Consider the following 23,772-nt stretch of genomic DNA (forward strand, 5'->3'; position numbering starts at 1 on the left):
GCGCCGGGCGTGCAGCAGGTTGCGGCGCAGCATCGTGGACGAGTCGCGGACGGCGAGGGACAGGGCGCTCATCGGACGCTCTCCTTGGACTGGTTCGGCTGGTTCGGCTGGTTGGACTGGTTGGGGATGTCGGTGGTGCCGGTCAGGGCGAAGAAGACGTCGTCGAGGTCGGGGGTGTGCACGGTCAGCTCGTCCGCCTCGATGCCCGCGGTGTCGAGCCAGTCGAGGATGGAGCGCAGCTCGCGCTGGCTGCCGTCGCTGGGGATCTGCAGTGCCCGGGCCTCGTCGTCCCGGGTCACCACGCGCAGGGCGGCGGCCGCGGACCGGTAGGCGGCGGGGTCGGAGAAGCGCAGCCGGACGTGTCCGCCGGGGACCAGCCGCTTCAGCTCCTCGGCCGTGCCGTGGGCGGCGATCCTTCCGTCGTTGAGGACGGCGATGCGGTCGGCGAGTTCGTCGGCCTCATCCAGGTACTGGGTGGTGAGGAAGACGGTGACACCACCGGAGACCAGCCCGCGGATGATCTGCCACATGGTGTGCCGGGAGCGCGGGTCGAGGCCGGTGGTCGGCTCGTCGAGGAAGATGATCCGCGGGCCGCCGACCAGCGTCATCGCGATGTCCAGACGCCGCTTCATGCCCCCGGAGTAGGTGGAGGCCGGCTTCTTCGCCGCCTCCACCAGGTCGAAGCGCTCCAGGAGTTCGGCGGCGGTGCGCCGGCCCTCCCGCTTGGAGAGGTGGTGCAGGTCGGCCATGAGGAGCATGTTCTCCTCGCCGGTGATCAGGCCGTCGACGGCGGAGAACTGCCCGGTGACGCCGATCGCGGCCCGCACCGCCTGGGCGTCGGTGGCGAGGTCGTGCCCGCCGACCCGGATGTCGCCGGAGCCCGGGCCGGGGCTGATCAGGGTGGACAGGATCTTGACGGCGGTGGTCTTGCCGGCCCCGTTCGGGCCGAGGAGGGAGAAGACGGTGCCCTCGGGGACGGCGAGGTCGATGCCGTCCAGGACGGTCTTGTCGCCGTAGGACTTGCGCAGCCCGTACGCGGCGATGGCGAGTGCGTGCGATGTCGTTGCGGTCATGCCGCAGAGGTTGCGCCTGCCCGCATTCAGCGCGGTTTCACGACCGTTTCAGCGCCCTGGAACCGGGCGGGCGAGGCGATGCCTCCGCACTCCTCACCCCGTGGTCCCGGAAGCCGGTGCTGTCGCCCGCCGGCCCCCTAGCCGCCGATCCGGTCGGTTCACCCCGACACGGGTGGCCGCTCCCGGCCGACCGCGGCGAGCAGCATCTTCGCGGCCACGGTGGCCCCGTCCGTGCGGATCGAGCCGGCCACCGCCCTTGCACGTGCGCGGGTCTGCGGGGACAGGGCCGTGCCGAGCGCGGCCGACAGGGAGTCGAAGGTCGGGGTCGGACCGTCGTGGGCCACGCCGATGCCCAGCTCGGCCACCCGGGCGGCCCAGTGCGGCTGGTCGACGATCTGCGGCACCACGACCTGGGGTGCGCCGGCCCGGGCGGCCGTCGTCGTGGTGCCGGCGCCGCCGTGGTGCACGACGGCGGCCACCCGGCCGAACAGTGCCTGCTGGTTGACCTCGCCCACGGCGAAGCAGTCGTCCTGGTCGTCGATCAGGCCCAGGTCCGCCCAGCCGCGGGCGAGGAGCACGCGGCGGCCGTGCGCGCGGCTCGCCTCGATGGCCACCCGGGCGATGTCCTTCGGGGCGTGCGCGGCCATGCTGCCGAAGCCCACGTACACCGGTGGTGCGCCCGCGTCCAGGAACGCCTCCAGTCCCGCCGGGAGCGGGCGGTCGTCGGGCAGGATCCACGCCCCGGTCTGCACCAGGTCGAGGTCCGTCGCGTCCTGCGACGGCCACAGGGTCGCGTCCGCCGCCAGCCACGGCCGGTCGGTGAGGACGTGGTCACGGACGTCGTCCACCGGCGGCAGGCCGATCGCCGCCCGCCCGCTGTTGAGCGCCTCGCCGTAGAGCGCGTTCACCCGCTGGGCGTCCTGCTGCCACAGCACCCGGTTGTCGGTCTCGTCCGGCGAGGACTGCTTGCCCGGCCGGGCCGCCGGAGGGAAGCGCCGCGACGGCAGGCCGGCCGTGTGGAAGCAGGCGAACACGTAGGGGATGCCCAGCTTCTCGGCCACGTCCCGCGCACCGGCCGGCATCAGGCCGGTCGCCAGCAGCACGTCACAGCCCTCCGCCGCCGCGGTGAGCGTGGCGAACCGCGCGGCGACAAGCTCGGGAGCGAGCCGGAACGCGTCCTGCGCCGAGGGCGGCTTCGGGCCGGCGACCACCGAGCGCACCGTGGGGCCCAGCGGCACCAACGGCACGCCGACCCGCGCCAGCAGCGCCGCGAACTCCTCGTCCGGCGGCGCGCACACCAGCGCCTCCGCACCGAGTTCCCGCAACGCCACCGCCAGGCCCGCCAGCGGTTCCACGTCCCCGCGCGATCCCCACGTCGACAACACCACACGCATATCGGGTCCCCATTTCCGTGAATTCCGGCTTCGGCCGACAATCCTGCGGCACAACCCGGGCCTTGCCGCAAGCCCCCCGGTGCGATATAACCTGAAAGTGGCAAGGAGAAAGAACTCCTTGCCTTTGCCTTTTCTCGCCGACGGTGGACCGACGGCCGCCCCGCGAATCGGCGACCGGCGCGTACTTCTCCCACCGAGGGGCGGCGGTGACCGGCGTTCCCCCGGGCCGGCCTGACCCGATCAGCCGCCCGGAAGCGGTGGTGTACTGCGCCCCGGCCTGCTGCCGCCACCTCGATCGGGTGACTGGCGGAGATGCGTGTACCGCGCGGCGCGTCCCGTCCCGTACCGTCCGTCGTACGGGCTCCTCGCGGTCGGCCCGGCGGCGGCGCCGCCACCCTTCAGGTAATCCGTCGGCCGCAGACCGCATCGACGACCGATTCGCCAGAACGCTCGCCCCCGGGTGAGCACGAGTCAGAGGGAGAAAACCGTGGCAACTGGCACGGTGAAGTGGTTCAACGCCGAGAAGGGCTTCGGATTCATCGCGCAGGACGGCGGCGGCGACGACGTCTTCGCCCATTTCAGCAACATCGCCGCCCAGGGCTTCCGCGAGCTCCAGGAGGGCCAGAAGGTCGAGTTCGACGTCGTCCAGGGACAGAAAGGCCTCCAGGCCGAGAACATCGTGCCCCTCTGATCACACCGCACGGCGCGCCCCGCATCAGCTCGATGCGGGGCGCGCTGCCGTTTCCGGCCCGGGGCCGTGAGCTCGGGACGAAGCGCCTCCCGGCCTCCGTACGCCGGTCAGGCGTCCAGCGGCCGCCAGGCCGGGCCGTCCCCGTCCGGCCGGACGTGCCCGAAGACCACGTCCGCGAAGTGGACGCCGAAGCCGATCGTGCCGGGCTCTGCCAGCTCGGCGACGAGGCGGCGGCGATGCTCGGCGGTCCGGGCACCGTCGTGGTCGAAGGCCGAGGACCAGTCGGGGTGGTCGATCTGGATGGGCGAGTGCACGGCGTCACCGAAGGCGATCAGGCGCCGTCCGCCCCCGGTGATGACGTACTCGGCGTGTCCGACGGTGTGGCCGGGGGTGATCCGCACGCGGACGCCGGGGAAGATCTCCTGCCCGTCCGTAATCGTGCGGACGCGCGGTGCGAGGGCCGCGACCTCGTCCGTCATGCCCTGGGCCTCCAGGAGGTCGCGCCGCTCCCACTCCGGCTCGGAGATCAGGTAGTCGGCGTGGGCGAAGACGGGCCGGTCGCCTCCGGGGGCGGGGTGGCAGGCCCAGCCGAGGTGGTCGGAGTGGAGGTGGGTGAAGGCCACCGCCTCGATGTCCCCGGGGCCGCGGCCGAGTTCGGCGAGGCTCTGCGGGAGCGCACCTCCGTGGATCGCGCCGAGGGGGCCGTCCGGAACCTGGAGCGTCCGCGGGCCGAAGCCCGCGTCGATCAGCAGCGCGCGGTCGCCGTGCTCCACCAGCAGGGCGCCGACGCTGCCCACGAGGTGGCCCGTGGCGTCCAGGTACTCCGGGTGCGCGGCCCACACCTCGTCGGTGGTGTCCTGGAGCAGGTGAAGCGGCCGGAGCCGCACGTCGCCGTCCGGTACGTACGACACCAGCGTGTCGCCCAGGCGTATCGAGCGGACTCCCGCCGGCCGGCGCAGTCGTTCGTCCCGATCCACCGTCATGTCAGCCATGGGTTCTCTCCTGTGAGTCGTCATCAGGTCGCCGCGGTGCCTCCCGCGGCGACGACGCCCACCATAAGCATCAAGTTCGAATCATTCAAGCTGCAATTATTTTGTCTTGATGGATTTGCTAGGGTGGTGGCATGACGACGCCCCCCGAGCACCAGGCCATCGCCGAGAGACAGCTGTGCGGTCTGGTGAACGGGCTCGCCCAGCGGATCGGCGAGCACGTCCGGGAGCGCGCCGCCACCCTGGGCCTCACCGCGTCCCAGGCGACCGCGCTGCGGGAGATGAGCGGGCCGATGACCATGCGGGAGCTCGCCGAACGCATGAGCTGCGAGCCCTCCAACACCACCTTCGTCGTGGACAAGCTGGAGAAGCAGAGCCTGGTCGAGCGTCATCCGCACCCCACCGACCGCCGCGCCAAGCACCTCGTCCTCACCGCCGAGGGCACCGCGCTGCGCGCACGCCTCCTCGAACTCCTCGCCGTGGACTCCCCGCTGTCCGGCCTCACCCCCCAGGAGCAGCAGGTCCTTCACGGCCTGTTGGAGCAGGCCATCACCTCCGCCTGACCACAACGGCGCGCCGTCGTCCGCGCCGCACCCGGGCTCGGCGGCGGGAGCCGGGCCCCGGAGAGCGTCAGGCCACCGGCGGCGGCGCCGGACGGCGCAGCTCCGCGTAGACCGACCACGCCACCGAGACGGCGGGGACGGCGACCACGGCGCCGATCACTCCGGCCGCGATGCTGCCGGCGAGCACCGAGACCGCGACCACCACCGGGTGCAGACTCACCGCCCAGCTCATCACCAGCGGGTGGAGCAGGTGGCCCTCGATCTGACCGATCACCACGATCAGCAGCAGCACCACGATCGCGATCACCGGGCCGCGTGCCGCCAGCGCCACCAGGGAGGCGATCAGCATCGCGACCGGTGAGCCGACCAGGGGGACGAAGGACGCCAAGAACTCCAGCACGATCAGCGGCAGGACGAGCGGCACGCCGAGGAAGAACAGGGCGATGCCGACCATGATCGCGTTGCTCGCGGCGACGATGAAGATGCCCCGGGTGTAACCGGAGAAGGTCCGCCACGCCGCCCGGCCGCCCCGGTCGAGACGCTCTCTCACGGCGGCCGGCAGTTGAGCAGCGGTCCACCGCCACATCCGCTCCCCGGAGTGCAGGAAGAACACCGACATGAACAGCGCGAGCGCGGCGCCCGTCGCGACCTCGATCACCCGCCCGGCCCCGCTGACAGCCGTGCTGATCAGCGTCGAACGGTGCGCGGAGACGTAGTCGGAGAACTTGCGCCGGAGATCGTCGAAGTACGTCGCCGGGAGATGGAACGGCGCCCCTTCCAGCCACTTCTCCAGCCGGTCCAGACCACCCTGGAACTCCCCGACCAGACGCGACACGTCGTCCGCCACGGTCTCGCCGATCAGCGCGAGCAGGCCGGCCGGCACCAGGATCGCCACGGCCAGGCCGATCACCACGGCGAGCGAACGGGGAAGGAGACGGGCCACCAGATCGACCACCGGCCGGACCACCGCCGTGATCACCAGGGCCAGGAAGCCGGCCAGCGTGATCAGGTGGAACCGCCCCACCACCATCAGCACCAGGTACGCCGCCGCCGCGACGACGAGCAGCCGCCACGCGTAGTCCGAAAGGCGGCGCAGCGCCGGACCCGCGCCGCCGACGGCCGCCGCAGGGCCCGGCCGGCGGGGCTTGGGCCGCCTCACCGGCATGCCACACCGCCACCCGCCGCACACCCCGCCCGGGCACGCCGCACAGGGGCCGGTCCGCCGCGCCCGGCACCGTCGGAGCGCGACCGACCACGCCGTTCCGCGGGGCTGCCGTCGGGCCGGGGACTGCTGGGGTGCGAAAGCGACATGCATCCTGGATAGCGGGTGGAACGCCGCCCGGCCTGTTCCCGCGCCGACGGACGCCCGCCGGGTCGCCCACCGCATCGATCCACCGCACCCGCTCCCCCGCCCCGCGCAGCAGGGTCGGCGGACGCCCGTGCTCGGACGTGCCCGGGACGGGCCTGTCCGGGTGCCGGGCTGCGGAGTCACCGGCTCAGGGGGCTGCCGGGCCTCGCCGGCCCCAGCAGCTGACCAGCGGGGCGGTGGTCACGTCCAGCTCGGCATCGTGGAGGTTCGTCAGGTGCCCGTCCAGGTCGGTGGACGCGAGGTCGGGCCCGACCAGCTGGTCGCGGAGCCGGCGGGCTGTCGCCGCCTCCGGCTCCCGGCAGGCCGGGGAGGTGAGGCAACTGCGTTCGCCGGTCGTGCTCCGCCGCCTCTCGGGTCGCCCGAGCCTGCCGCCGGACCCGACTGGCACTGGTGGTGATCATAGGCGACGGGTGTGCGGCGACCGATTGCTCCCCACCGGCGGAACCGCCCAGCTGGGTGACCGGCCGGGCCGGGCGGCGCGTCAGCCCGGGGCTGTCGTGGCGGCACTGACACTCTGTCGGTCGATCAAAGCGTCGGGGCCGGCCGAGCACCGGCGCCCCAACCGAGTCGAGGAGCCACCGATGATCCGGTTGCCCGTTCTCCGGCTGACGGCCGCCGTGATGGGCCTGATCATCGGGCTCTCCGGCTGCTCCGGCGTGGACTCCGCCGAGAGCGTCCCCAGCCCGCGGGCGAGCTCCTCGCCGCCCGCCGACGAGGTGGCCGCCAACGGCCCGCTGGTCGGCGACCCCGCGCTCATCCCCGACGAGCAGGCCTGTGCCGCCGCGGAGGGAAACGCTCCGTGGTACCCGACCATCGCCGCCTTCGAGGTGCACGACTCGAACCGGACGCACCGCTACACGTGCGCGCACTTCGAGGGCGGCCCGTCGAACAACCAGGTCTTCGCGCACAGTTCGAACCAGGTCTACACCACGCCGTACAACATCGTGGACCGCGGACCGGACGAGCTCTACGTCTACGGCGGTGGCTACGGCGACAACCCGGCCGCGTCCGGCTCGTTCGTCTCACGGGTGGAGCCCAGCACCTTCAACGAGGTCTGGCGGCGGGTGCTCATCAACACCGACGCGACCGACGAGTGGGACTACCCGGGTGTCCTCAACACCCTCGCGGACGGCAGCCTGGTCGTGATCTACGGCTATCACATCGCCAGGATCGACCCGACGACCGGGAACGTCCTGGCCCGGACCACGCTGCCCACCGGACAGTCGGCCCCGCGCGACACGGCCTACAACGGCTACGACGCGTTCCCCGACGGCACGATCGTGGCCAAGACCGTCAACCGGCAGCCCGGCTGCACCGAGCAGGGGTTCAGCGCCTTCCTCGACTGCCCCGACCCGACGGCGACGGCGCCCTCGATCATGGTGGCGATCGATCCGAAGACCCTGGAGGTCGTCTCCCAGGTGACGCTGCCCGAGATGATGGGCGGCCGGCTCACCACGACGACCTTCAACGGGAGCCAGGCGATCTACCTGCCCGGCACGAGCAAGCTCTACCGGTACACCTACCAGAACGGCGCCCTCGCCCGCGACCCCGGCTGGGGGCCGGTCTCCTACCTCCAGAACGGGCAGACGGCGGCGTCGGCGATGGCGGTCGTCAACGACCACGTCGTCGCCATGACCAACGGAGGGAAGCCGACCTCGACCCCCATGAGCGTCGTCGCGGTGTCCCAGGCGGACTCGACCGACGTGGCGAGCGTCCAGCCGTTCGCGAGCAGCGGCGCCAAGCAGAGCTTCATTCCGTCGATGGTCTCGGTCGACCCGGAGAACAACCGCGTCTACGCGATGGACGCGGGAGCGGGGAAGCTGGCCGGGCTCGACCTGTCGAACGGCACCCTGTCGGTGGCATGGACCCAGGACCAGACGACGCTCAGCTTCACGACCCTGCTCGGCCCGAAGGACCAGCGGGTCCTGATCGGGACCGACATCCCGGTGAAGTTCTTCCAGGGGCTCAAGACGTACGACACGGAACAGGTGGTGTGGCGCGATGCCCGCACCGGCACCGAGCTGGCCCGGTCGAGCCAGCTGCCGAAGATGACCCAGGGGATCCTGGTGACACCGGGCTACGCCGGACTCCAGTACTTCCTCACCGCCGACGGGCACGTCATCGGCCTCCAGGTCGCACCGAAACCCGCTTCGGCCTCCACCTCCGCCTCTCCCACGGCCTCTCCCACGGCCTCGACGCCGACCGGGCCGTCCGGGTCCTCGTCCGCTCCCGCACCGGCCACGCCCGGCTCGGCCTCCGCGTCGCCGTGACGCCCGGGCCCGATCCCGAGAGGTGACCCGGTGAAAGGCGGTCGGACCGAACCGGTGGTCCCTCGTGTGAGAGCCGTGAGGGCCGGGTGAGGGCCGTCAGGGTCGGCCGGGTCCTCTGCGCTGCCTGTGCCGACGCCGGCGGCGGGAGATCTGCTGGCGGGTGGTCCGCCACCGCAGTCTCATCTGGCCGAGAACGTGGTCCCACTCCCGGCGGACCTCGTCGTCCGGGGGTCGCTCGCCCCGGCCGATGCGGTCGAGTTCATCGCACACCTCCCGCCCGAGCGCCGCGGACCCGACCACGACGACCATGGCGCAGAACAGGCAGGAGAGAATCGCGAAGACGGCACCCACCGCGCCGTACCGCGTGGCGTAGGAGCTGAAGAGACGCGGCAGGTAGAAGGTCGCCCCCATCGAACAGGCCGCCAGGAGGATGGCGGCGATGACACCGAACGGGACGAGGTCCTTCGGGGCGATGCGCCCGGCGGAGAGCACCCGGCCGCTCCAGACGGCGAAGGCCGCCGTGAGCGGCACCTCGGCCAGGGATGCCACCAGCTCCAGACGTCCGTGGCCGAGAACGGCGTGCAGCCACGAAACGGCCGCGGCGTACACCGGCAGGGTGAGCGCCCACCGCAGGCCGTTCGGTGTGTTGCGCACGCTGAGGGGCCGCAACTCCCAGGTCTGCTCGAACATCCGCTGCATCGCCCGTGTGAAGCTCAGGACCGAGACCACCAGGAACGCCGTTCCCAGGATGCTCGCGCTCGCGCTCGCGCCGGTGGCGGAGGCGAAGACCTCGTCGACCGCCTCGGCCCCGCCTCCGGTGAGGCCGTAGCGGTCGATGATGCGGTTCGCGACGTCCTTGTCGCTCAGACGGGTCAGGACGGAGCTGCAGAGGATCGCCAGCGGGATGAGTGCCGTCAGGGCGCTGGAGGCGAGCGCCATCGACCGGTCGAAGCCCACGACCTTCTGGAAGCGGTTGACGACGCGCAGCGCGAAGGCTGGGCGCAGCCAGAACGTCAGCGTTCTGATGAGTCGCTCGCGGTTGATCGGTGCCGTCTCCCCTCGCGACCGGCCGGTTGGTGACAGGGCGAGAGTAGCCCGGCGCCGCGGCATCCCACGGCTCCGACGCGGACGGGGCTCCCCCTGTCCGCGGGAGGCTTCAGGGGGCCTTGAACAGCAGCGGGAACCGCAGGGCGAGCCAGGGCTTGCGGCCCCAGGCGAGGACCTTGCCGCGGGCCAGAACGGCGAACGGGTCGCACCGGCCGAGAGCGAGCAGCAGGAAGGTCACCGGCTCGGTGAGGATCGTGCAGTCGGGCCGGGTCGCGGGCCCGGGAGAGACCTCGGCGGCGCCGTCGAGGAAGGTCACCGTGAAGCGGGCGCCGCCCCGTATCCGCAGGTCGTAGCAGGCGGTGTGACCGGCGGCGGATCGGCCGTCGACGACCCGGGGCATGGCGGTCATCAGGAACGGCACGGTCAGTGCCACCCGGTGGCGGTCGACCATGTGCGGGCGGCGCAGCGCGACGGCCAGGTCGTACCCGTGGCCGAGCATGTGCGTGAGCAGGTACGAGGCCAGCGTGGCGAGGTCCATCGGTCCGAGCGGGGTGAGGACCGGGGCCGACGCCGGCCGGTCCGCGCAGGCCTCGGTGAAGGCGCGGGCGTGCCGGACGATCTCCTCGGCGAGGACCGTGGCGTCACGCTCGGGGAAGGCGGTCAGGGAGGCCTCGTTGGCCGCGGCCAGGCTGTCCGGTGTCCCGTCCCCGTAGGTCCGCTGCTCGCCGGCGGCCAGAGCGGCCATCAGCTCGTTGGCGAGGGCGAGATGGGCCGCCGCCTCGCCCACGGTCCACTGCGCGCCGGGGATCGGGCGGTCGGTGTCCGGGCCGTGGCGGAGCAGCGCCGCGATGTCCTCGGCCGCGCCGAGGACGGCGTCGAGGAGCGCGGTGCGCACGGAGTCCTGGGGGACCGGGGCAGGGATCATGGTGGTGAATCGTGGACCACCCCCGCCCCGCTGTCCAGAGATCCGGCGGAACTGATTACCGGCGGGTAGGCCCGGTGGCCCCGCCCGTGACCCCGCCGGCGAGGAGGGCATCGGCGCCGGTGACAGTGACGCCCAGGGCGCGGAACGCCTGCAGGGCGGCGGCGTGGCCGGCGGCGGAGAGGGCGGTGACGGCGTCCTCGACGACGGTGGTGGGGTGGCCGAGGGCCGCGGCGGTGCGGACGGTCTCGCCGACGCCGTACTCGGTGGCGATGCCCGCGACAACGAGGGACGTGGCACCGAGGCGGCGCAGCCGGTCGGCGAGGTCGGTGCCGGCGAAGGCGTCGATGCCGTACTTGGTGACCACCTCGTTGCCGGGGCGGGTGTCCACCTCGGAGGCGAAGCGGTTGAAGTGGGAGTCAGGGCCGCCGTCGCTGCCGTCCGTCCGGGCGTGACGGACCAGGATCACCGGCAGTCCGGCGGCTTCGAAGGCCGCCTTCAGCCGGGCGGCGGAGCGGACCACGGCCGCGCCGGCCAGCGGCGTGGAGGGGCGGTTGACGATCCACTGCTGGAGGTCCACCAGCACCAGGACGGTGCCGGGGGCGGGGCTGGTCGGCGTGTCGGTCATCGAGACTCCTCGAAATGGGGCGGCGGGTGGTCACTCCGCGGCAGCGGCTGGCCACTTCGCGGCGGCGGTGGTCACTCCGCAGCGGTGGGGGGCCACTTCGCGACGGCGGGCATCACTGCGGGCGTCGAAGGGCCGTGGCGTCCCACCGGCGGTGCGAGCGAAGGGGCGGGGTACGGGGGGCGGGTCGTGCAGCGACGGCCGCCCCTCTCCCCTGCGCCTGCTCAAGGCGCGCCCCCTCCCCTGTGCCTGCTCAGGGGAGGAGGAGAGGTCGCACCCCCGGGGCCGATGGCGACCCGGGAAAGGCGCGGCGGCGCGGCGCCGAAGCGCCGCCGCGCCTACTTGTCGGCGGTGAGCTTGCCGGCGTGGGCCCAGTCCTCGCCCTGGTATTCCTGGATCCAGACGTAGACGCTCTCCGCCGGGACCTCCAGGGCCTCCACGAACGCCTCGGTGATCTTCTTGACCAGCTCGCGCTTCTGCTCGACCTTGCGCGGGCCCTGCTGGATGGTGACGACGGGCATCTTCGGCTCCTCGGTCCTCGGTTGGGACTTCTCCTGCGGGATTCCTCCCGCCGTGAACCAGTCCACCGGATCGCGGGCCGCGCACCCAGACCCGATTTCGGCTGGCAGCGATCACGAATCCTGATCGTCCCAGCTCACGGGCTCGGTCCGGCAGGCGTCCAGGAGCAGCCGCGGGACCGGGTCGGCGCGGCGCACGGCGAGCGCCGTCGGCAGCGCCAGCGGTCTGCGGGGCGAACGGAAGACGATCCGGCGGGTGCTCGCCGTCCGCGCGTTCGCGGCGTAGACCACCGTCCACATCGGCGCCCCCGTGCCGATGGCGGCCAGGGTGTCCTGGAGGGAGCCGGTGGACGGACCGAGGACGGGGCGGAAGCCGGCCTCCTGACAGGCGGACATGACGAGGTCGACCAGGGCGGGATGGTTCGACCGCTCGGTGAGCCGCAGTGGCAGCTCGGCGAGCTCGGACAGATCGATCACGGGGTGCACGGCCTGCGGGTGCCGCGCGGGCAGGGCGAGGACCAACTCGTCCTGCCAGACCGGCAGGAAGCGCAGAGCGGGGTCGGAATCCGGGATCGCGCCCCGGACGAAGGCGGCGTCCAGCCGCCCGTCCGCGAGCCGGGCGAGCCGGTCCCCGACCGGGGCGGAGTGCAGCTCGACGCGGGTGCCGGGGGCGTGCTGCTGGTACGCGTCCAGGATGGCGTCGAGGCGTTCGCCGAGGCCGGTGACGGTTCCGATCCGGAGCGTGCCGGGCGAGGCAAGGCCGGCGGCGACGGCCCGGGCGGCGTCCTCGGCCGCCAGCACGTTCCTGGCCGCCGGAAGGAAGCGCTCGCCGGCGGGCGTCAGCCGCACGTACCGGGGCGACCGGTCGAACAGTTCGACCTTCAACTCCCGCTCCAGGCGCCGCACCTGCTGGCTCACCGCGGGCTGGCCCAGCAGCAGCCGCTCGGCCGCCCGGCCGAAGTGCAGCTCCTCGGCGACGGCGACGAAGCAGCGCAGCTGTCGTAGCTCCATGGGACCCCCCCGCTCGGTATGTCGACGGCCCATCGTCGCAGGGCCCCGCAGGCGGGCCGCGCGCACCCGTGCCCCGGCCGGCGGCCGAACGGCACGGACAGCCGGCCCCGACGGCACGGACGACATCCGCGACGCTATCGCGCACCGCCGTGCGCCCGGCCGCCGGCACCCCCGCGGGCCGGTCACGCTCGCCTGATTCTCCACCTTCGCCACCGTCCGCCCGGCCGTCATCGGCCGCGTTGGTGCGGCGGCGGTACAGCAGCACCAGGATCCCGGCCACCGCCAGGAACCCGGCCGCGCAGTCGGCGAAGAGCGAGAGCAGGTGGTACGCGTGCTCGTCGAGTCCGATCGCGTCGGTCCACGACGCGGGGACGAACAGGCCCATGAGATGGCCCGCGAGGGCGAAGAGGATGCCGTAGTGGAACATCGGCGAGGCGATGTTCAGCAGCCGGGACTCGTACACCTCGGACGAGCGCGTTGGTCCACCCGAACCTGTCGTAGCGGTAACGCCAGACCGGGCCAAAACACCAGCAGCGCGCCCGCGGGGTACGGCAGGGCGCCCCAGAGGAAGGTGCTCATCGGCGGTCTCCGGTCGCGACGGGCGGAACACACCCCACGGGCGGGACAGACCCCACGGGCGGAAGGTACCCCATGGGCAGGACGGACTCCACGGGCAGGACGGACTCCACGGGCAGGACGGGGAGCAGGCCCAAGTGGCCGTAGGGCGGCTGGGTGTCCAGACCGACCTGCTCACGCGGCGGGCCGCCACGGGCGAGGGCCTGGGCAGCAGCCCGGTCCTTCGGGGACGGTCCGGGCAGCGTGGCGCACACGGCCTCCAGCATCCGGGCGTACGGGGTGCCGGGCTCGGTGAGGGCGAGCCGCAGGAGCCCCAGGGCGGGTCGGTGCTCGCGCAGCAGCGCATCCGAGCCGGTGGCGGCCGTGAACTCCAGCACGGCGGGCAGGAAGTCGGGCAGCTCCTCGCCGGTGAACTCCAGGCCGTGCCGGACGGACACCGCCGTCTTGACGAACTCATGACACTGACGGACCATCATGCTGGCGCGCGCCGCAGTTCCTCCCCTGCTCCGTCCCTACGGACCCCCCACAGGAGGACAGTCATGCGACTGCCCCGCCGAGGGAAGCCCGCCGCGGTCACCGCCGTGCTGCTGGCCCTCGCACTCGCCTCACCGCTCACCACGCGGGTCGCCGCCCAGCCGGTCGCCGGCGACACCGTCGCCGCGGCCGAAGCCGCGGGCGACACCGCCCGTCAGTACCTCCTCGACGGCCCCCGCACGGTCGCCGAACGCAGCGCCGTCGCCGCCACCGGCGCCTCCGTCGACGCCGTCCGGCCCGACTCGGTGGTGGTCACCGCCACGCCCGCCGAACTCGCCCGCCTGCGCGCGCTCGGCTGGTCCCCCACCGCGCTGCCGGGGCCCCGGTACGGCGTCGAGGACGGCCGGGAGAGCACGGCCGCAGGCCTGTACGACTTCCCGCCCGCCGACTCCGGGTACCACAACTACGCCGAGGCCGCCGCCGACATCGACGCCGTCGTCGCCGCGCACCCCGACATCATGAGCAAGCGCGTGATCGGCACCTCCTACGAGGGCCGCCCGATCGTCGCCGTCAAGATCAGCGACAACGTCGGCACCGACGAGAACGAGCCCGAGGTGCTGTTCACCGCCCACCAGCACGCGCGCGAGCACCTCACCGTCGAGATGGCGCTCTACCTGCTGCACGAGTTCGGCGACAAGTTCGCCACCGACAGCCGGATCGCCAACGCCGTCAACAGCCGCGAGATCTGGGTGATCCCCGACCTCAACCCGGACGGCGGCGAGTACGACATCGCCACCGGCCGCTACCGCAGCTGGCGCAAGGACCGCCAGCCCAACGCCGGCAGCCGCAACGTCGGCACCGACCTGAACCGCAACTGGGACTACAAGTGGGGCTGCTGCGGCGGCTCCTCCGGCTCCACCTCCAGCGAGACCTACCGGGGCGCCGCGCCCGAGTCCGCCAAGGAGACCAAGGTGGTCGCCGACTTCGTCCGCTCCCGGGTGGTGGGCGGCAAGCAGCAGATCACCGCGGCCATCGACTTCCACACCTACAGCGAGCTGGTGCTCTGGCCGTTCGGCTGGACCACCGCGGACACGGCCACCGGGATGACCGCCGACGAGGCCAACACCTTCGCCACCCTCGGCCGGAGCATGGCCGGCACCAACGGCTACACGCCCGAACAGTCCAGCGACCTCTACATCACCGACGGCGCGATCGACGATTGGCTGTGGGGCGCGCAGCGGATCTTCGCCTACACCTTCGAGATGTATCCGGGCCCGAACGGCAGCAGCGGCTTCTACCCGCCGGACGAGGTGATCGGACGGGAGACCAGCCGCAACCGCGAGGCCGTGCTGCGGCTGGTGGAGACCGCCGACTGCATGTTCCGGGTGATCGGCAAGCAGCAGCAGTACTGCGGCATCACCACCTGAGCTCCCGGCCCCCGACAGCCCGGCCTCGCCCGTCCGGCGCGCCGCCGCACCCCACGCGGCGGCGTCGCCGACGGGGTCCGCCCGGTCCGCGACACGCGGGCAGGAACGTCCCTGCGCTCCGTACCCGCCGGTTCCCGGTGCAATGGACCGGACGCGGCGCACCGTCGAAAGGGGTTTCCGGATGGAGGCAGGGACTGCGGAGCCGGGGCCCGTCCGGGTGCTGGACGTCTCCGGCGCCGCCTACCGTCGTGCCTTCGAGCTGTTCCTCGCCGGCACCGACGAGAAGCTCCGTACCCACGCCCCGGCTGGACCAGGTCGTCGCCGGGCTGGAGCACCGCCGGGTGTTGCTGGACGTGGGCGCGGGCGAGGGCCGGACCACCGCACACCTGGGGCGGTTCTTCGAACGGACGGTGGCCGTCGAGCCCAGTGCCGCGATGCGCGAAAGGCTGCGCCTGGCCTGTCCCGACGCCCTGGTCCTGCCGGAGCCGATCGACGAGGCGCAGCCGCCCGGGCCGGCGGACCTGGTCCACCTTTCGCACGTGCTCTACTACGTGCCGGAGGAGGACTGGCTGCGCACGGTCGGCACGGTCCTCGGTCGGACGGTGCCCGGCGGCACCCTGGTGGTGATGCTCCAGAGCCCGGACAGCCCGTGCATGCGGATGGCCGAGCACTTCACCGGGGTCCGTTACGACCTGCGGCCGCTGGCCGACCGCCTGCGCGAGCGGGAGCCGGCCCACGAGTACACACTGGAGACGCTCGACCTCCGCTACCGGGCCGACCGCCTGGAGGAGGCGGTGGACGTCGCCGAGTTCATGGTGAACGTGGCCGACTTGGCCACCATGGAGCCGCGGCCGGACCGCACCGAGCTGACCGCCTACGTCCGGCGTCACTTCGCCCGGCCGGACGGCTCGTTCGTCAACGGCCACACCCAGGACATGCTGACCGTCCGGCGGGCCCGGCCGGCCGGCCGGGTGAGGCTCGCGTGGTGAGGCGGTCGATCGGCTGAAGTCCCGGCCCCCGCCTGACCTTTGCCCTCCTGGCGACAGTCGTCCGCCGGGAGCCGTGCTCGCTCCCCCACGGCGTGCGCCCCCGAGTGGTCCCTGGCAGGTCAATCCGCGGCCGCTGCAACGCCCGGCACGTGACCCGGCTCTTCCGACAGGCTGCGAACAGGTGAAGCATGTCACGGCCTCGCCCCGTCCCCCCACCGGGTCGGAGCAGGTAGGTTCCTTCGTCCAAGGGGAGGACACTCCCCCTTGGACGCAGATCCCACCGTCAACAACTCCTCCGACGAGAGAGGCACGATTGACATCCTCCCGGCGCTGAAGCGCGGGGATTCCTGGCTCACTTCGCCTGGCACCTAGCAGGTGGCAGGGCTTACAAGATCAGCACCAGCCGGGTTGAGACCAGCCCGGACGAGCATCACGCGGGCGGAGTTCTTGTCCCGTGGGGACGAGACTCCGCACGCGGTGCACCTGTAGGTCCTTTCGGAAAGGGGAAGTGCGTGCTTGGCTCTCGCTCCGCAGGGCGCGCAGTCCATCGTGGTGTGCGCGGGGTGGACAAGGTGCACGGTGCGCCCGTGCTTACGGGCCATCTCGATCAGCGCGGCCTTGGTCGCATCGATCGCCGCATCGGCCGCCTTGCGGGCCATCGTGGTCCCGCCAGGGAACGTCGGCCGGAAGTCCTCCACCGCGATGTGGTCGTGGTCCCGCACCACGGACTTCGCCCACTTGCGGCCGGTGTCCTGCCGCTGCCGGGCGATCTTCCTGGACACCCTCGCGGCCTGTTTGCGGGCCTTCCTGTTCCCCTTGGTGTCCGGCTTGTTCTTCGGGGTCCGTCGACGCGCCATCATCCGCTGGTAGCGGGCAAGACGCTGCGCCGCGATCCTGCCGTGCTCTGCGTGGGGGAGGTCGTGGGCGTCACTGGTGGTGGTCGCGGTCTCCTTCACACCGCAGTCGACACCAATCACGCGGCCGGTGACCGGAAGCGGCTGCGTCTCGGCGACGACGACGAACGAGCAGTACCAGTGCCCGAGGCCGTCCCGGTACACGCGCACCGACGACGGAGCGGACGGCAGGTCACGCGACCACACCACCTACAGCCACCCCCTGACAATGGAAGAAAGCACAGGTCACAGCAGATGAGCAAAGCGCTCCGCCGCTACGCGGCCCCGAGCCAAGGACCCTCCCCCACCCTCCGGGCGGGGGGACCCACATCTCCCCGGCCTGAAGGCCGGAGCCTCCTGGGAGAAGTCAGGTGATATCTGCACAGGACACCGCGCACCACCCCCCGCGGCGCATCGGTGTGGTCGCCGAGTCGGCCACCGGGGAGACCCGCGTCGCCGCGACACCGTCGACGGTGCGCGCGCTGCTCGCGCTCGGCTACGAGGTCGTCGTCGAGTCCGAGGCGGGCGCGGCCTCCGGCTTCACCGACGAGGCCTACGCCGAGTCGGGCGCGCACATCGGGGACGCCTGGGCGGCCGACATCGTCCTGAAGGTCAATGCCCCGTCGACCGGGGAGATCGCCCGGTTGCGTGACGGCTCGACCCTGGTCGGTCTGCTCGCTCCGGCGCAGCGGCCCGAACTGCTGGAGGCGCTCGCGTCGCGCCCGGTCACCGCCCTGGCGCTGGACGCGGTGCCACGGATCTCGCGTGCGCAGTCGATGGACGTGCTCAGTTCGATGGCGAACATCGCCGGGTACCGTGCCGTGATCGAGGCGGCGCACGTGTTCGGCCGCTTCTTCACCGGCCAGGTGACGGCCGCGGGCAAGGTCCCTCCGGCGAAGGTGCTCGTGGCCGGTGCCGGCGTGGCCGGACTCGCCGCCATCGGCGCCGCCTCCAGCCTGGGGGCGATCGTCCGTGCGACCGACCCCCGGCCGGAAGTCGCCGACCAGGTACGGTCGTTGCGCGGGGAGTACCTCGCCGTGAACGTCGCCCAGGAGGCCGGCACCGACGGCTACGCCAAGGCGACGTCCGCCGACTACGACCGTGCCGCGGCCGAGCTCTACCACGAGCAGGCCAAAGACGTGGACATCATCGTCACCACCGCGCTGATCCCCGGGCGGCCCGCCCCGCGCCTGCTCACCGCCGCGGACGTGGCGGCGATGAAGCCCGGCAGCGTCATCGTCGACATGGCGGCCGTCCAGGGCGGCAACGTCGAGGGCACCGTCGCGGGCCGCACGGTGGTCACCGGCAACGGCGTCACCATCATCGGCTTCACCGATCTCGCGTCCCGCCTGCCCGCGCAGGCGTCACAGCTGTTCGGCACCAACCTGGTCAACCTGCTCAAGCTGCTGACGCCCGGCAAGGACGGGCAGCTGGTCGTCGACTTCGACGACGTCGTCCAGCGCGCGGTGACCGTGGTCCGGGACGGCGAGATCACCTGGCCGCCGCCGCCGGTCGCCGTCTCGGCCGCTCCCGCCGCGCAGCCCGCCGCCGCTCCCGCGGTCGTCGAGCCGAAGCCGCCCCGGCTCACCCCGGCGGCCCGCTTCGGCCTGATCGGCGTCGGCATGCTGGCGCTGTTCGCGCTGGTCGCCTTCGCCCCCGCACAACTCGCCGAGAATTTCACGGTGTTCGCGCTCGCAGTGGTCATCGGCTACTACGTCATCGGCAAGGTCCACCACGCCCTGCACACCCCGCTGATGTCGGTGACCAATGCGATCTCAGGGATCGTGGTGATCGGCGCCCTGCTGCAGATCGGGCACCGGAGCACGCTCGTCACCGTGCTCTCCTTCGTGGCGATCCTGCTGACGAGCGTGAACATCTTCGGCGGCTTCGCCGTCACCCGTCGCATGCTGAGCATGTTCTCGACGTCCCCCGAAAGGCGCTGAGCCCGATGACTTCCACGACGGCCGCCCACGCCGCGGACCTGGTCGCCGCCCTGCTGTTCATCCTCAGTCTGGCGGGGCTGTCCCAGCACCGCACCTCCCGCGCCGGCGTCGCCTACGGCATCGCCGGCATGGCCCTCGCCCTGGTCGCCACCGTCGTGGTGGCGTCCCGGAGCATCACCGCGGGCGCGGTCGCCCTGATCGTCGTCGCGATGGTGCTGGGCGGCGCCATCGGCCTGTGGCGGGCACGGCAGGTCGAGATGACGCAGATGCCGGAGCTCATCGCCGTCCTGCACAGCTTCGTCGGCCTGGCCGCGGTGCTGGTCGGCTGGAACAGCTACCTGGAGGTCGAGTCGCAGGGCTCGGCACAGGACGCCGTCCCGGCCGACCTGCTGGGCATCCACCACGCCGAGGTGTTCATCGGCATCTTCATCGGAGCGGTCACCTTCACCGGCTCGATCGTCGCCTTCCTCAAGCTGTCCGCCCGGATCGCCTCGCGTCCGCTGGTGCTGCCCGGCAAGAACGGGCTGAACCTGGGCGCGCTCGCCGGGTTCGTGGCGCTGACGGTCTGGTTCACCGTCAGCCCCGGCCTCGGCCTGATGATCGCGGTCACCGTGCTCGCCCTCGCGCTGGGCTGGCACCTGGTCGCCTCGATCGGCGGCGGCGACATGCCCGTCGTCGTCTCCATGCTCAACAGCTACTCCGGCTGGGCCGCGGCGGCAGCCGGGTTCCTGCTCGACAACAACCTGCTCATCGTCACCGGCGCGTTGGTCGGCTCCTCGGGTGCCTACCTGTCCTTCATCATGTGCAAGGCGATGAACCGCTCGTTCCTCTCCGTCATCGCCGGCGGCTTCGGCATCGAAGCCCCCTCCGGCGGGGAGGAGGAGCAGGGTGAGCACCGCGAGATCCGCGCCGAGGAGGCGGCACGTCAGCTCGCACAGGCCCGGTCCGTCGTCATCACCCCCGGCTACGGCATGGCGGTGGCGCAGGCGCAGCACCCGGTCGCCGAGCTCACCCGACGGCTGCGCGAGCGCGGCGTCGACGTCCGCTTCGGCATCCACCCCGTCGCCGGACGCCTGCCCGGTCACATGAACGTGCTGCTCGCCGAGGCGAAGGTGCCCTACGACATCGTCCTGGAGATGGACGAGATCAACGACGACTTCGCCGACACCTCCGTCGTTCTCGTCATCGGTGCCAACGACACCGTCAACCCGGCCGCCACCGACGACCCTTCCAGCCCCATCGCCGGCATGCCGGTACTGCGGGTGTGGGAGGCGGAGCAGGTGATCGTGTTCAAGCGGTCCATGGCCTCCGGTTACGCGGGGGTCCAGAACCCGCTGTTCTTCCGCGAGAACAGCGGCATGCTCTTCGGGGACGCCAAGCAGAGCGTCGATGAGATCCTGCACTTCCTCGACGCCGACGACCGGGGCCGGCAGGCACCGGCCGCCCGGCCGACCACGGCGGGCGACCGGGCCTCCGTGTAGGGCCGCAGCCGTGGGAGTCGGCCGGGTCCCGCACCCGGCCGACCGCCCGGCGTGCCGGGGCTGGGAGGTTTCTGCGCCCCGCACCCCATCGATTCGACCTTCCGATCCGCACCATCCGATCCGCTCCGGCCCGGCCGGGGCGGATCGTCGGCTGTCGGCGTCTCCGCCGCCGCCCGTACCGGGTCGCTGCGGCCGGCGGGCTCCCCCGCTCCCGGTGACGTTCCCTCGGGCCCGCCGTCAGATGGTGGCCGTGTCGATGACGAAGCGGTAGCGGACGTCGCTCGCGCGAACCCGCTCGTAGGCGCCGTTGATCTCGTCCGCACGGATCAGCTCGATCTCGGCGCCCACCCCGTGCTCGGCGCAGAAGTCCAGCATCTCCTGGGTCTCGGCGATTCCGCCGATGCCCGAGCTGCTCATGCTGCGGCGGTTGCCGGACATCGCCTGGAGCTCGATCTGCACCGGCTCCTCCGGGAGTCCGAGGTTCACCATGGTCCCGTCCGTGCCCAGCAACGACATGTAGGCGGCGAAGTCGAGCGGGGCGGAGACGGTGTTGAGGATGATGTCGAACCTGCCTGCCAGCTCCTCGAAGGTCTTCGGGTCACTGGTGGCGTGGTAGTGGTCGGCGCCCAGCCTCAGGCCGTCGTCCTTCTTGCGCAGGGACTGCGACAGGACGGTGACCTCGGCACCGAGCGCGTGGGCGATCTTCACCCCGACGTGGCCGAGACCGCCGAGGCCGACGATCGCGACCTTCTTACCGGGGCCGGCGTGCCAGTGCCGCAGCGGTGAGTAGGTGGTGATGCCGGCGCACATCAGCGGGGCGGCCACGTCCAGGGAGAGGCTGTCCGGGATGTGCACGACGTAGTTCTCGTCGACGACGACCTTCTGCGAGTAGCCGCCGTAGGTGGGCCGCCCGTCCTTGCCGACGGCGTTGTACGTCCAGACCGGGCCCTTGGCGCAGTACTGCTCCAGGCCCGCCCTGCAGTTGTCGCACTCGCGGCAGGTCTCGACCATGCAGCCGACGCCCGCCCGGTCGCCGGCCCTGAACTTCGTCACGCCGGGGCCGGCCTCGGAGACGACGCCCGCGATCTCGTGGCCGGGCACCATCGGGAAGATGGCCTCGCCCCAGCCCGCGCGGGCCTGGTGGATGTCGGAGTGGCAGATGCCGACGAACGCGATGTCGATCAGTACGTCGTGCTCCCCGACCGCGCGACGCTCGATGGTCGTCCGCTCCAGTGGAGCCTTCGCGGCGGGCGCGGCGTAGGCGGCAACGGTGGTCATGGCAGGGGTCCTCCTCGAGACGGGCGACGAACGCACTGAGGTGGGAGGCGACCCGGTCGGGCACCTCCCGTGGCAGGGGGCGGCCGGTGCCGCCGGGACCGGTGCGGGTGCGGCGGGGGCTCCGGGGATGCAGGTGCCGGCACGGGCCCGCCGGCGGCGGCCGGAGGCCCGCACCGTCCGGGCGCCGCGGCGGAGCGCCGTCGCCCCGCCGCGGCGGCCCGTGTCTCAGCCGGCGATCGGACGCAGCGCGTCGGTGATCATCGCCGCCATGCCGGAGGCGCCGTTGTAGGAGCCGACGGTGGCGTCGTTTCCGGCGTTGATGATGTCGTCCCCGCCGACCTGGTTGCCGTCGCCGACGATGATCGTGCCGTAGTTGCCTCCCGCGGCCTGGGCGGCGTCCATGGCGCCGCCCGCCACGGCCCCCGAACCGTTGTGGGAGCCGACGGTGGCGTCGTTTCCGGCGTTGATGATGTCGTAGCCGGCGACCTGATTGCCGTTGCCGACGATCACCGTCCCGTGGTTGCCGCCGGAGACGACGTCTGCACTGGCGACGGTCGGCACGACGGCGATTCCGACGGCGGCGAGCAGGACCGGCAACCACGTGGTGCGACGCTTCATGGAGGTTCTCCGCTTCTGTCAGTAAATATCCCTGGATGGGCGAGGGCGACAGTAGGCGCGCTCCCGGAGTGTCGGGCCGTGTTCCGCCGGTCGGCGGCGTGTCGGGTGCACCACCGACCGCTCCCCGCCCGGACCCACGCCGTCCGGTGACCGGCGCACGTTGCCGGCCGGCCGCGGGCGGTGCTCGTGCCGTGGTGCCGAGCCGGCTGGGAGCGCTCCTCAGGTGGCGGATGACGGCCATTCGGCGCAGCACGACCCTGCCGGGCCCCGGCCCGGCGGCGCCGGGCGCCTACCGTGGGCGGATGACTGATCGTCGGGCCGGTCGGACTGCCGCCGGCCGGTCGGGCTACCTCGCAGCCGCCGCCGCCTTCGCCGTCTGCATGGCGGGCACCACCCTGCCCACCCCGCTGTACGGGCTCTACCAGGAGGAGATCGGCTTCTCCGAGCTCATGGTGACGGTCGTGTTCGCCGTCTACGCCTTCGGAGTCATCGGCGTCCTGCTGCTCGTCGGCAACGTCTCCGACTCCGTCGGACGCCGGCCCGTCCTGCTCTGCGGGCTGGCAGTCGCGGCCTGCAGCGCCGTCGCCTTCCTCGCCGAGGGGGGCCTGCCGCTGCTCTGCCTGGGCCGGCTGTTGTCCGGCCTGTCGGCAGGCCTGTTCACCGGCACCGCCACCGCGTACGTACTGGAGCTCGCCCCGCCCGCGCGCCGGGCCCGCGCCGGCTTCGTCGCGACCGCCGCCAACATGGGCGGCCTGGGCTGCGGGCCGCTGATGTCGGGGCTGCTCTCCGAGTACGCTCCCGATCCCCTCGTCCTGCCGTTCGTCGTCCACCTCGTGCTGGTCGCCGCGTCGTTCACGGTGACCTGGTTCCTGCCGGAGACGGTCGCCGGGGCCCGCCCGCTGCGCACCGCCCGTCCGCAGCGGCCCTCCCTGCCGGCGGAGGTCCGCGGGGTGTTCGTCCCGGCGGGGATCGCCGCCTTCGCCGGCTTCGCCCTGCTGGGTCTGTTCACCTCGGTCAGCCCCGCCTTCCTGGCCCAGAGCCTGGGCATCCACAACCGCGCGGTCGTCGGCCTCATCGTCTTCGCGGCCTTCTTCGCCTCCACCCTCGGCCAGCTCCTGGTGCCCCGGCTGGGCACCGCGCGGGCGATCCCGCTGGGCTGCCTGGTGCTGATCGGCGGACTGGCCCTGCTGGCCGCCTCGCTCGCGTGGACCACCCTGCCGCCGCTGGTGCTCAGCGCCCTGGTGGGCGGCGCGGGCCAGGGCATGGGCCTTCGCGGAGCCGTGGGCGAGGTCGCGGCCGCCGCTTCCGCCGAGCACCGCGGCGGCGCCCTCTCGATGCTCTTCGTGGTCGCCTACTTCGGCATCTCGATCCCGGTCATCGGGGTCGGCCTGCTCAGCGAAGCGCTCGGCCTGGCCGACGCCGGCCTGGTGTTCACGGCCTGCATGGCCGTCCTCGCCGCCGCCTCCGGGACCTACCTGCTGCACCGGGCCGCGCCGGCGCCCGAACCGACCCGTCCCGGTGCGTGACCGGCTCCGGTGGGCGGGCCTTCGGAACGCCTCGACGGAGCCACGGCCCGGGCGGAGGCCGGCGATCCTCCGAGCACCCGTGACAGGGTGGACGG

General features: G+C 72.5%; 20 protein-coding genes and 3 pseudogenes. 8 read left to right on the forward strand and 15 right to left on the reverse strand.

The annotated features are described in order from the left end of the window. Positions 1 to 68: 68 nt before the first annotated feature. Positions 69 to 1,073, reverse strand: a complete 1,005-nt coding sequence (locus ACZ3YO_RS30650) for an ATP-binding cassette domain-containing protein (protein ID WP_465575759.1) — start codon at positions 1,071 to 1,073, stop codon at positions 69 to 71. Between the two features lie 158 nt (positions 1,074 to 1,231). Beyond that, entirely contained in the window at positions 1,232 to 2,467 is a 1,236-nt protein-coding gene (locus ACZ3YO_RS30655) for a glycosyltransferase (RefSeq protein ID WP_465575762.1), read from the reverse strand. A gap of 487 nt (positions 2,468 to 2,954) precedes the next feature. Between ACZ3YO_RS30655 and ACZ3YO_RS30660 the strand changes: the two genes are divergently transcribed. Then, positions 2,955 to 3,158: a cold-shock protein gene (locus ACZ3YO_RS30660; RefSeq protein WP_396320380.1), complete on the forward strand. Its 204-nt coding sequence runs from the start codon at positions 2,955 to 2,957 to the stop codon at positions 3,156 to 3,158. A gap of 107 nt (positions 3,159 to 3,265) precedes the next feature. Here the strand turns inward: ACZ3YO_RS30660 and ACZ3YO_RS30665 are convergent, their stop codons facing one another. Beyond that, positions 3,266 to 4,150 (reverse strand): MBL fold metallo-hydrolase, encoded by an 885-nt coding sequence (locus tag ACZ3YO_RS30665; protein ID WP_465575776.1) that lies wholly within the window; start codon positions 4,148 to 4,150, stop codon positions 3,266 to 3,268. Positions 4,151 to 4,281: 131 nt separating this feature from the next. Here ACZ3YO_RS30665 and ACZ3YO_RS30670 point away from each other — a divergent pair, with 131 nt between their 5' ends. Continuing rightward, positions 4,282 to 4,710 carry a MarR family winged helix-turn-helix transcriptional regulator gene (locus ACZ3YO_RS30670; RefSeq protein ID WP_465575779.1) on the forward strand — a complete coding sequence of 143 codons (429 nt, stop codon included), beginning with the start codon at positions 4,282 to 4,284 and terminating at the stop codon, positions 4,708 to 4,710. Positions 4,711 to 4,777: 67 nt separating this feature from the next. Here ACZ3YO_RS30670 and ACZ3YO_RS30675 read toward each other — a convergent pair whose 3' ends face one another. Then, positions 4,778 to 5,875, reverse strand: coding sequence for an AI-2E family transporter (locus ACZ3YO_RS30675; protein WP_465575781.1), 1,098 nt, complete (start codon positions 5,873 to 5,875; stop codon positions 4,778 to 4,780). Positions 5,876 to 6,206: 331 nt separating this feature from the next. Further along, complete coding sequence (locus ACZ3YO_RS30680) at positions 6,207 to 6,467, reverse strand: hypothetical protein (protein ID WP_465575783.1); 261 nt, start codon at positions 6,465 to 6,467, stop codon at positions 6,207 to 6,209. 193 nt (positions 6,468 to 6,660) lie between these two features. Between ACZ3YO_RS30680 and ACZ3YO_RS30685 the strand changes: the two genes are divergently transcribed. After that, positions 6,661 to 8,349: a hypothetical protein gene (locus ACZ3YO_RS30685; protein ID WP_465575785.1), complete on the forward strand. Its 1,689-nt coding sequence runs from the start codon at positions 6,661 to 6,663 to the stop codon at positions 8,347 to 8,349. Between the two features lie 96 nt (positions 8,350 to 8,445). On the opposite strand, the gene ACZ3YO_RS30690 is transcribed toward ACZ3YO_RS30685, so the two are convergent. From ACZ3YO_RS30690 to ACZ3YO_RS30720, 7 genes and pseudogenes are all read right to left on the reverse strand, one after another. Then, entirely contained in the window at positions 8,446 to 9,459 is a 1,014-nt protein-coding gene (locus ACZ3YO_RS30690; protein WP_465575787.1) for a YhjD/YihY/BrkB family envelope integrity protein, read from the reverse strand. A 46-nt stretch (positions 9,460 to 9,505) separates the two neighbouring features. Beyond that, a complete protein-coding gene (locus ACZ3YO_RS30695; RefSeq protein ID WP_465575790.1) occupies positions 9,506 to 10,321 on the reverse strand; it encodes a maleylpyruvate isomerase family mycothiol-dependent enzyme in 816 nt (271 codons plus the stop codon). Positions 10,322 to 10,376: 55 nt separating this feature from the next. Continuing rightward, positions 10,377 to 10,946, reverse strand: a complete 570-nt coding sequence (locus ACZ3YO_RS30700; protein ID WP_465554573.1) for a cysteine hydrolase family protein — start codon at positions 10,944 to 10,946, stop codon at positions 10,377 to 10,379. Positions 10,947 to 11,281: 335 nt separating this feature from the next. Beyond that, a complete protein-coding gene (gene dmpI / locus ACZ3YO_RS30705) occupies positions 11,282 to 11,464 on the reverse strand; it encodes a 4-oxalocrotonate tautomerase DmpI (RefSeq protein WP_396320389.1) in 183 nt (60 codons plus the stop codon). A 111-nt stretch (positions 11,465 to 11,575) separates the two neighbouring features. Further along, positions 11,576 to 12,472, reverse strand: coding sequence for a LysR family transcriptional regulator (locus ACZ3YO_RS30710; RefSeq protein WP_465554571.1), 897 nt, complete (start codon positions 12,470 to 12,472; stop codon positions 11,576 to 11,578). Positions 12,473 to 12,707: 235 nt separating this feature from the next. Then, positions 12,708 to 13,051: pseudogene (locus ACZ3YO_RS30715) on the reverse strand (respiratory nitrate reductase subunit gamma); the annotation flags it as partial. Beyond that, positions 13,048 to 13,470, reverse strand: a pseudogene (locus tag ACZ3YO_RS30720) (nitrate reductase molybdenum cofactor assembly chaperone); the annotation flags it as partial. The pseudogenes ACZ3YO_RS30715 and ACZ3YO_RS30720, both read right to left, overlap by 4 nt. Before the next feature lie 117 nt (positions 13,471 to 13,587). Between ACZ3YO_RS30720 and ACZ3YO_RS30725 the strand changes: the two are divergent. Next, the gene (locus ACZ3YO_RS30725; protein WP_465575795.1) at positions 13,588 to 14,949 is read left to right on the forward strand and encodes a M14 family metallopeptidase; all 1,362 of its coding nucleotides are present in this window, start codon (positions 13,588 to 13,590) and stop codon (positions 14,947 to 14,949) included. A 248-nt stretch (positions 14,950 to 15,197) separates the two neighbouring features. Next, on the forward strand, positions 15,198 to 15,938 hold the full coding sequence (locus ACZ3YO_RS30730; protein WP_465575798.1) for a class I SAM-dependent methyltransferase: 741 nt from the start codon (positions 15,198 to 15,200) through the stop codon (positions 15,936 to 15,938). Positions 15,939 to 16,318: 380 nt separating this feature from the next. On the opposite strand, the pseudogene ACZ3YO_RS30735 reads toward ACZ3YO_RS30730, so the two are convergent. Then, positions 16,319 to 17,041 (reverse strand): annotated as a pseudogene (locus ACZ3YO_RS30735) (RNA-guided endonuclease InsQ/TnpB family protein); the annotation flags it as partial. 164 nt (positions 17,042 to 17,205) lie between these two features. Here ACZ3YO_RS30735 and ACZ3YO_RS30740 point away from each other — a divergent pair. Together ACZ3YO_RS30740 and pntB are read left to right on the forward strand one after the other, a co-directional pair. After that, on the forward strand, positions 17,206 to 18,774 hold the full coding sequence (locus ACZ3YO_RS30740; protein ID WP_465576012.1) for a Re/Si-specific NAD(P)(+) transhydrogenase subunit alpha: 1,569 nt from the start codon (positions 17,206 to 17,208) through the stop codon (positions 18,772 to 18,774). Between the two features lie 5 nt (positions 18,775 to 18,779). Then, entirely contained in the window at positions 18,780 to 20,255 is a 1,476-nt protein-coding gene (gene pntB / locus ACZ3YO_RS30745) for a Re/Si-specific NAD(P)(+) transhydrogenase subunit beta (protein ID WP_465575801.1), read from the forward strand. Between the two features lie 237 nt (positions 20,256 to 20,492). On the opposite strand, the gene ACZ3YO_RS30750 is transcribed toward pntB, so the two are convergent. Beyond that, positions 20,493 to 21,533: an NAD(P)-dependent alcohol dehydrogenase gene (locus ACZ3YO_RS30750; RefSeq protein WP_465575804.1), complete on the reverse strand. Its 1,041-nt coding sequence runs from the start codon at positions 21,531 to 21,533 to the stop codon at positions 20,493 to 20,495. Positions 21,534 to 21,758: 225 nt separating this feature from the next. Next, complete coding sequence (locus ACZ3YO_RS30755) at positions 21,759 to 22,151, reverse strand: hypothetical protein (RefSeq protein ID WP_465575807.1); 393 nt, start codon at positions 22,149 to 22,151, stop codon at positions 21,759 to 21,761. A 302-nt stretch (positions 22,152 to 22,453) separates the two neighbouring features. Here ACZ3YO_RS30755 and ACZ3YO_RS30760 point away from each other — a divergent pair, with 302 nt between their 5' ends. After that, complete coding sequence (locus ACZ3YO_RS30760; protein ID WP_465575809.1) at positions 22,454 to 23,677, forward strand: MFS transporter; 1,224 nt, start codon at positions 22,454 to 22,456, stop codon at positions 23,675 to 23,677. The last annotated feature ends 95 nt before the right edge of the window (positions 23,678 to 23,772 follow it).

The sequence above is a fragment of the Kitasatospora sp. NPDC022785 genome (genome assembly GCF_055561295.1).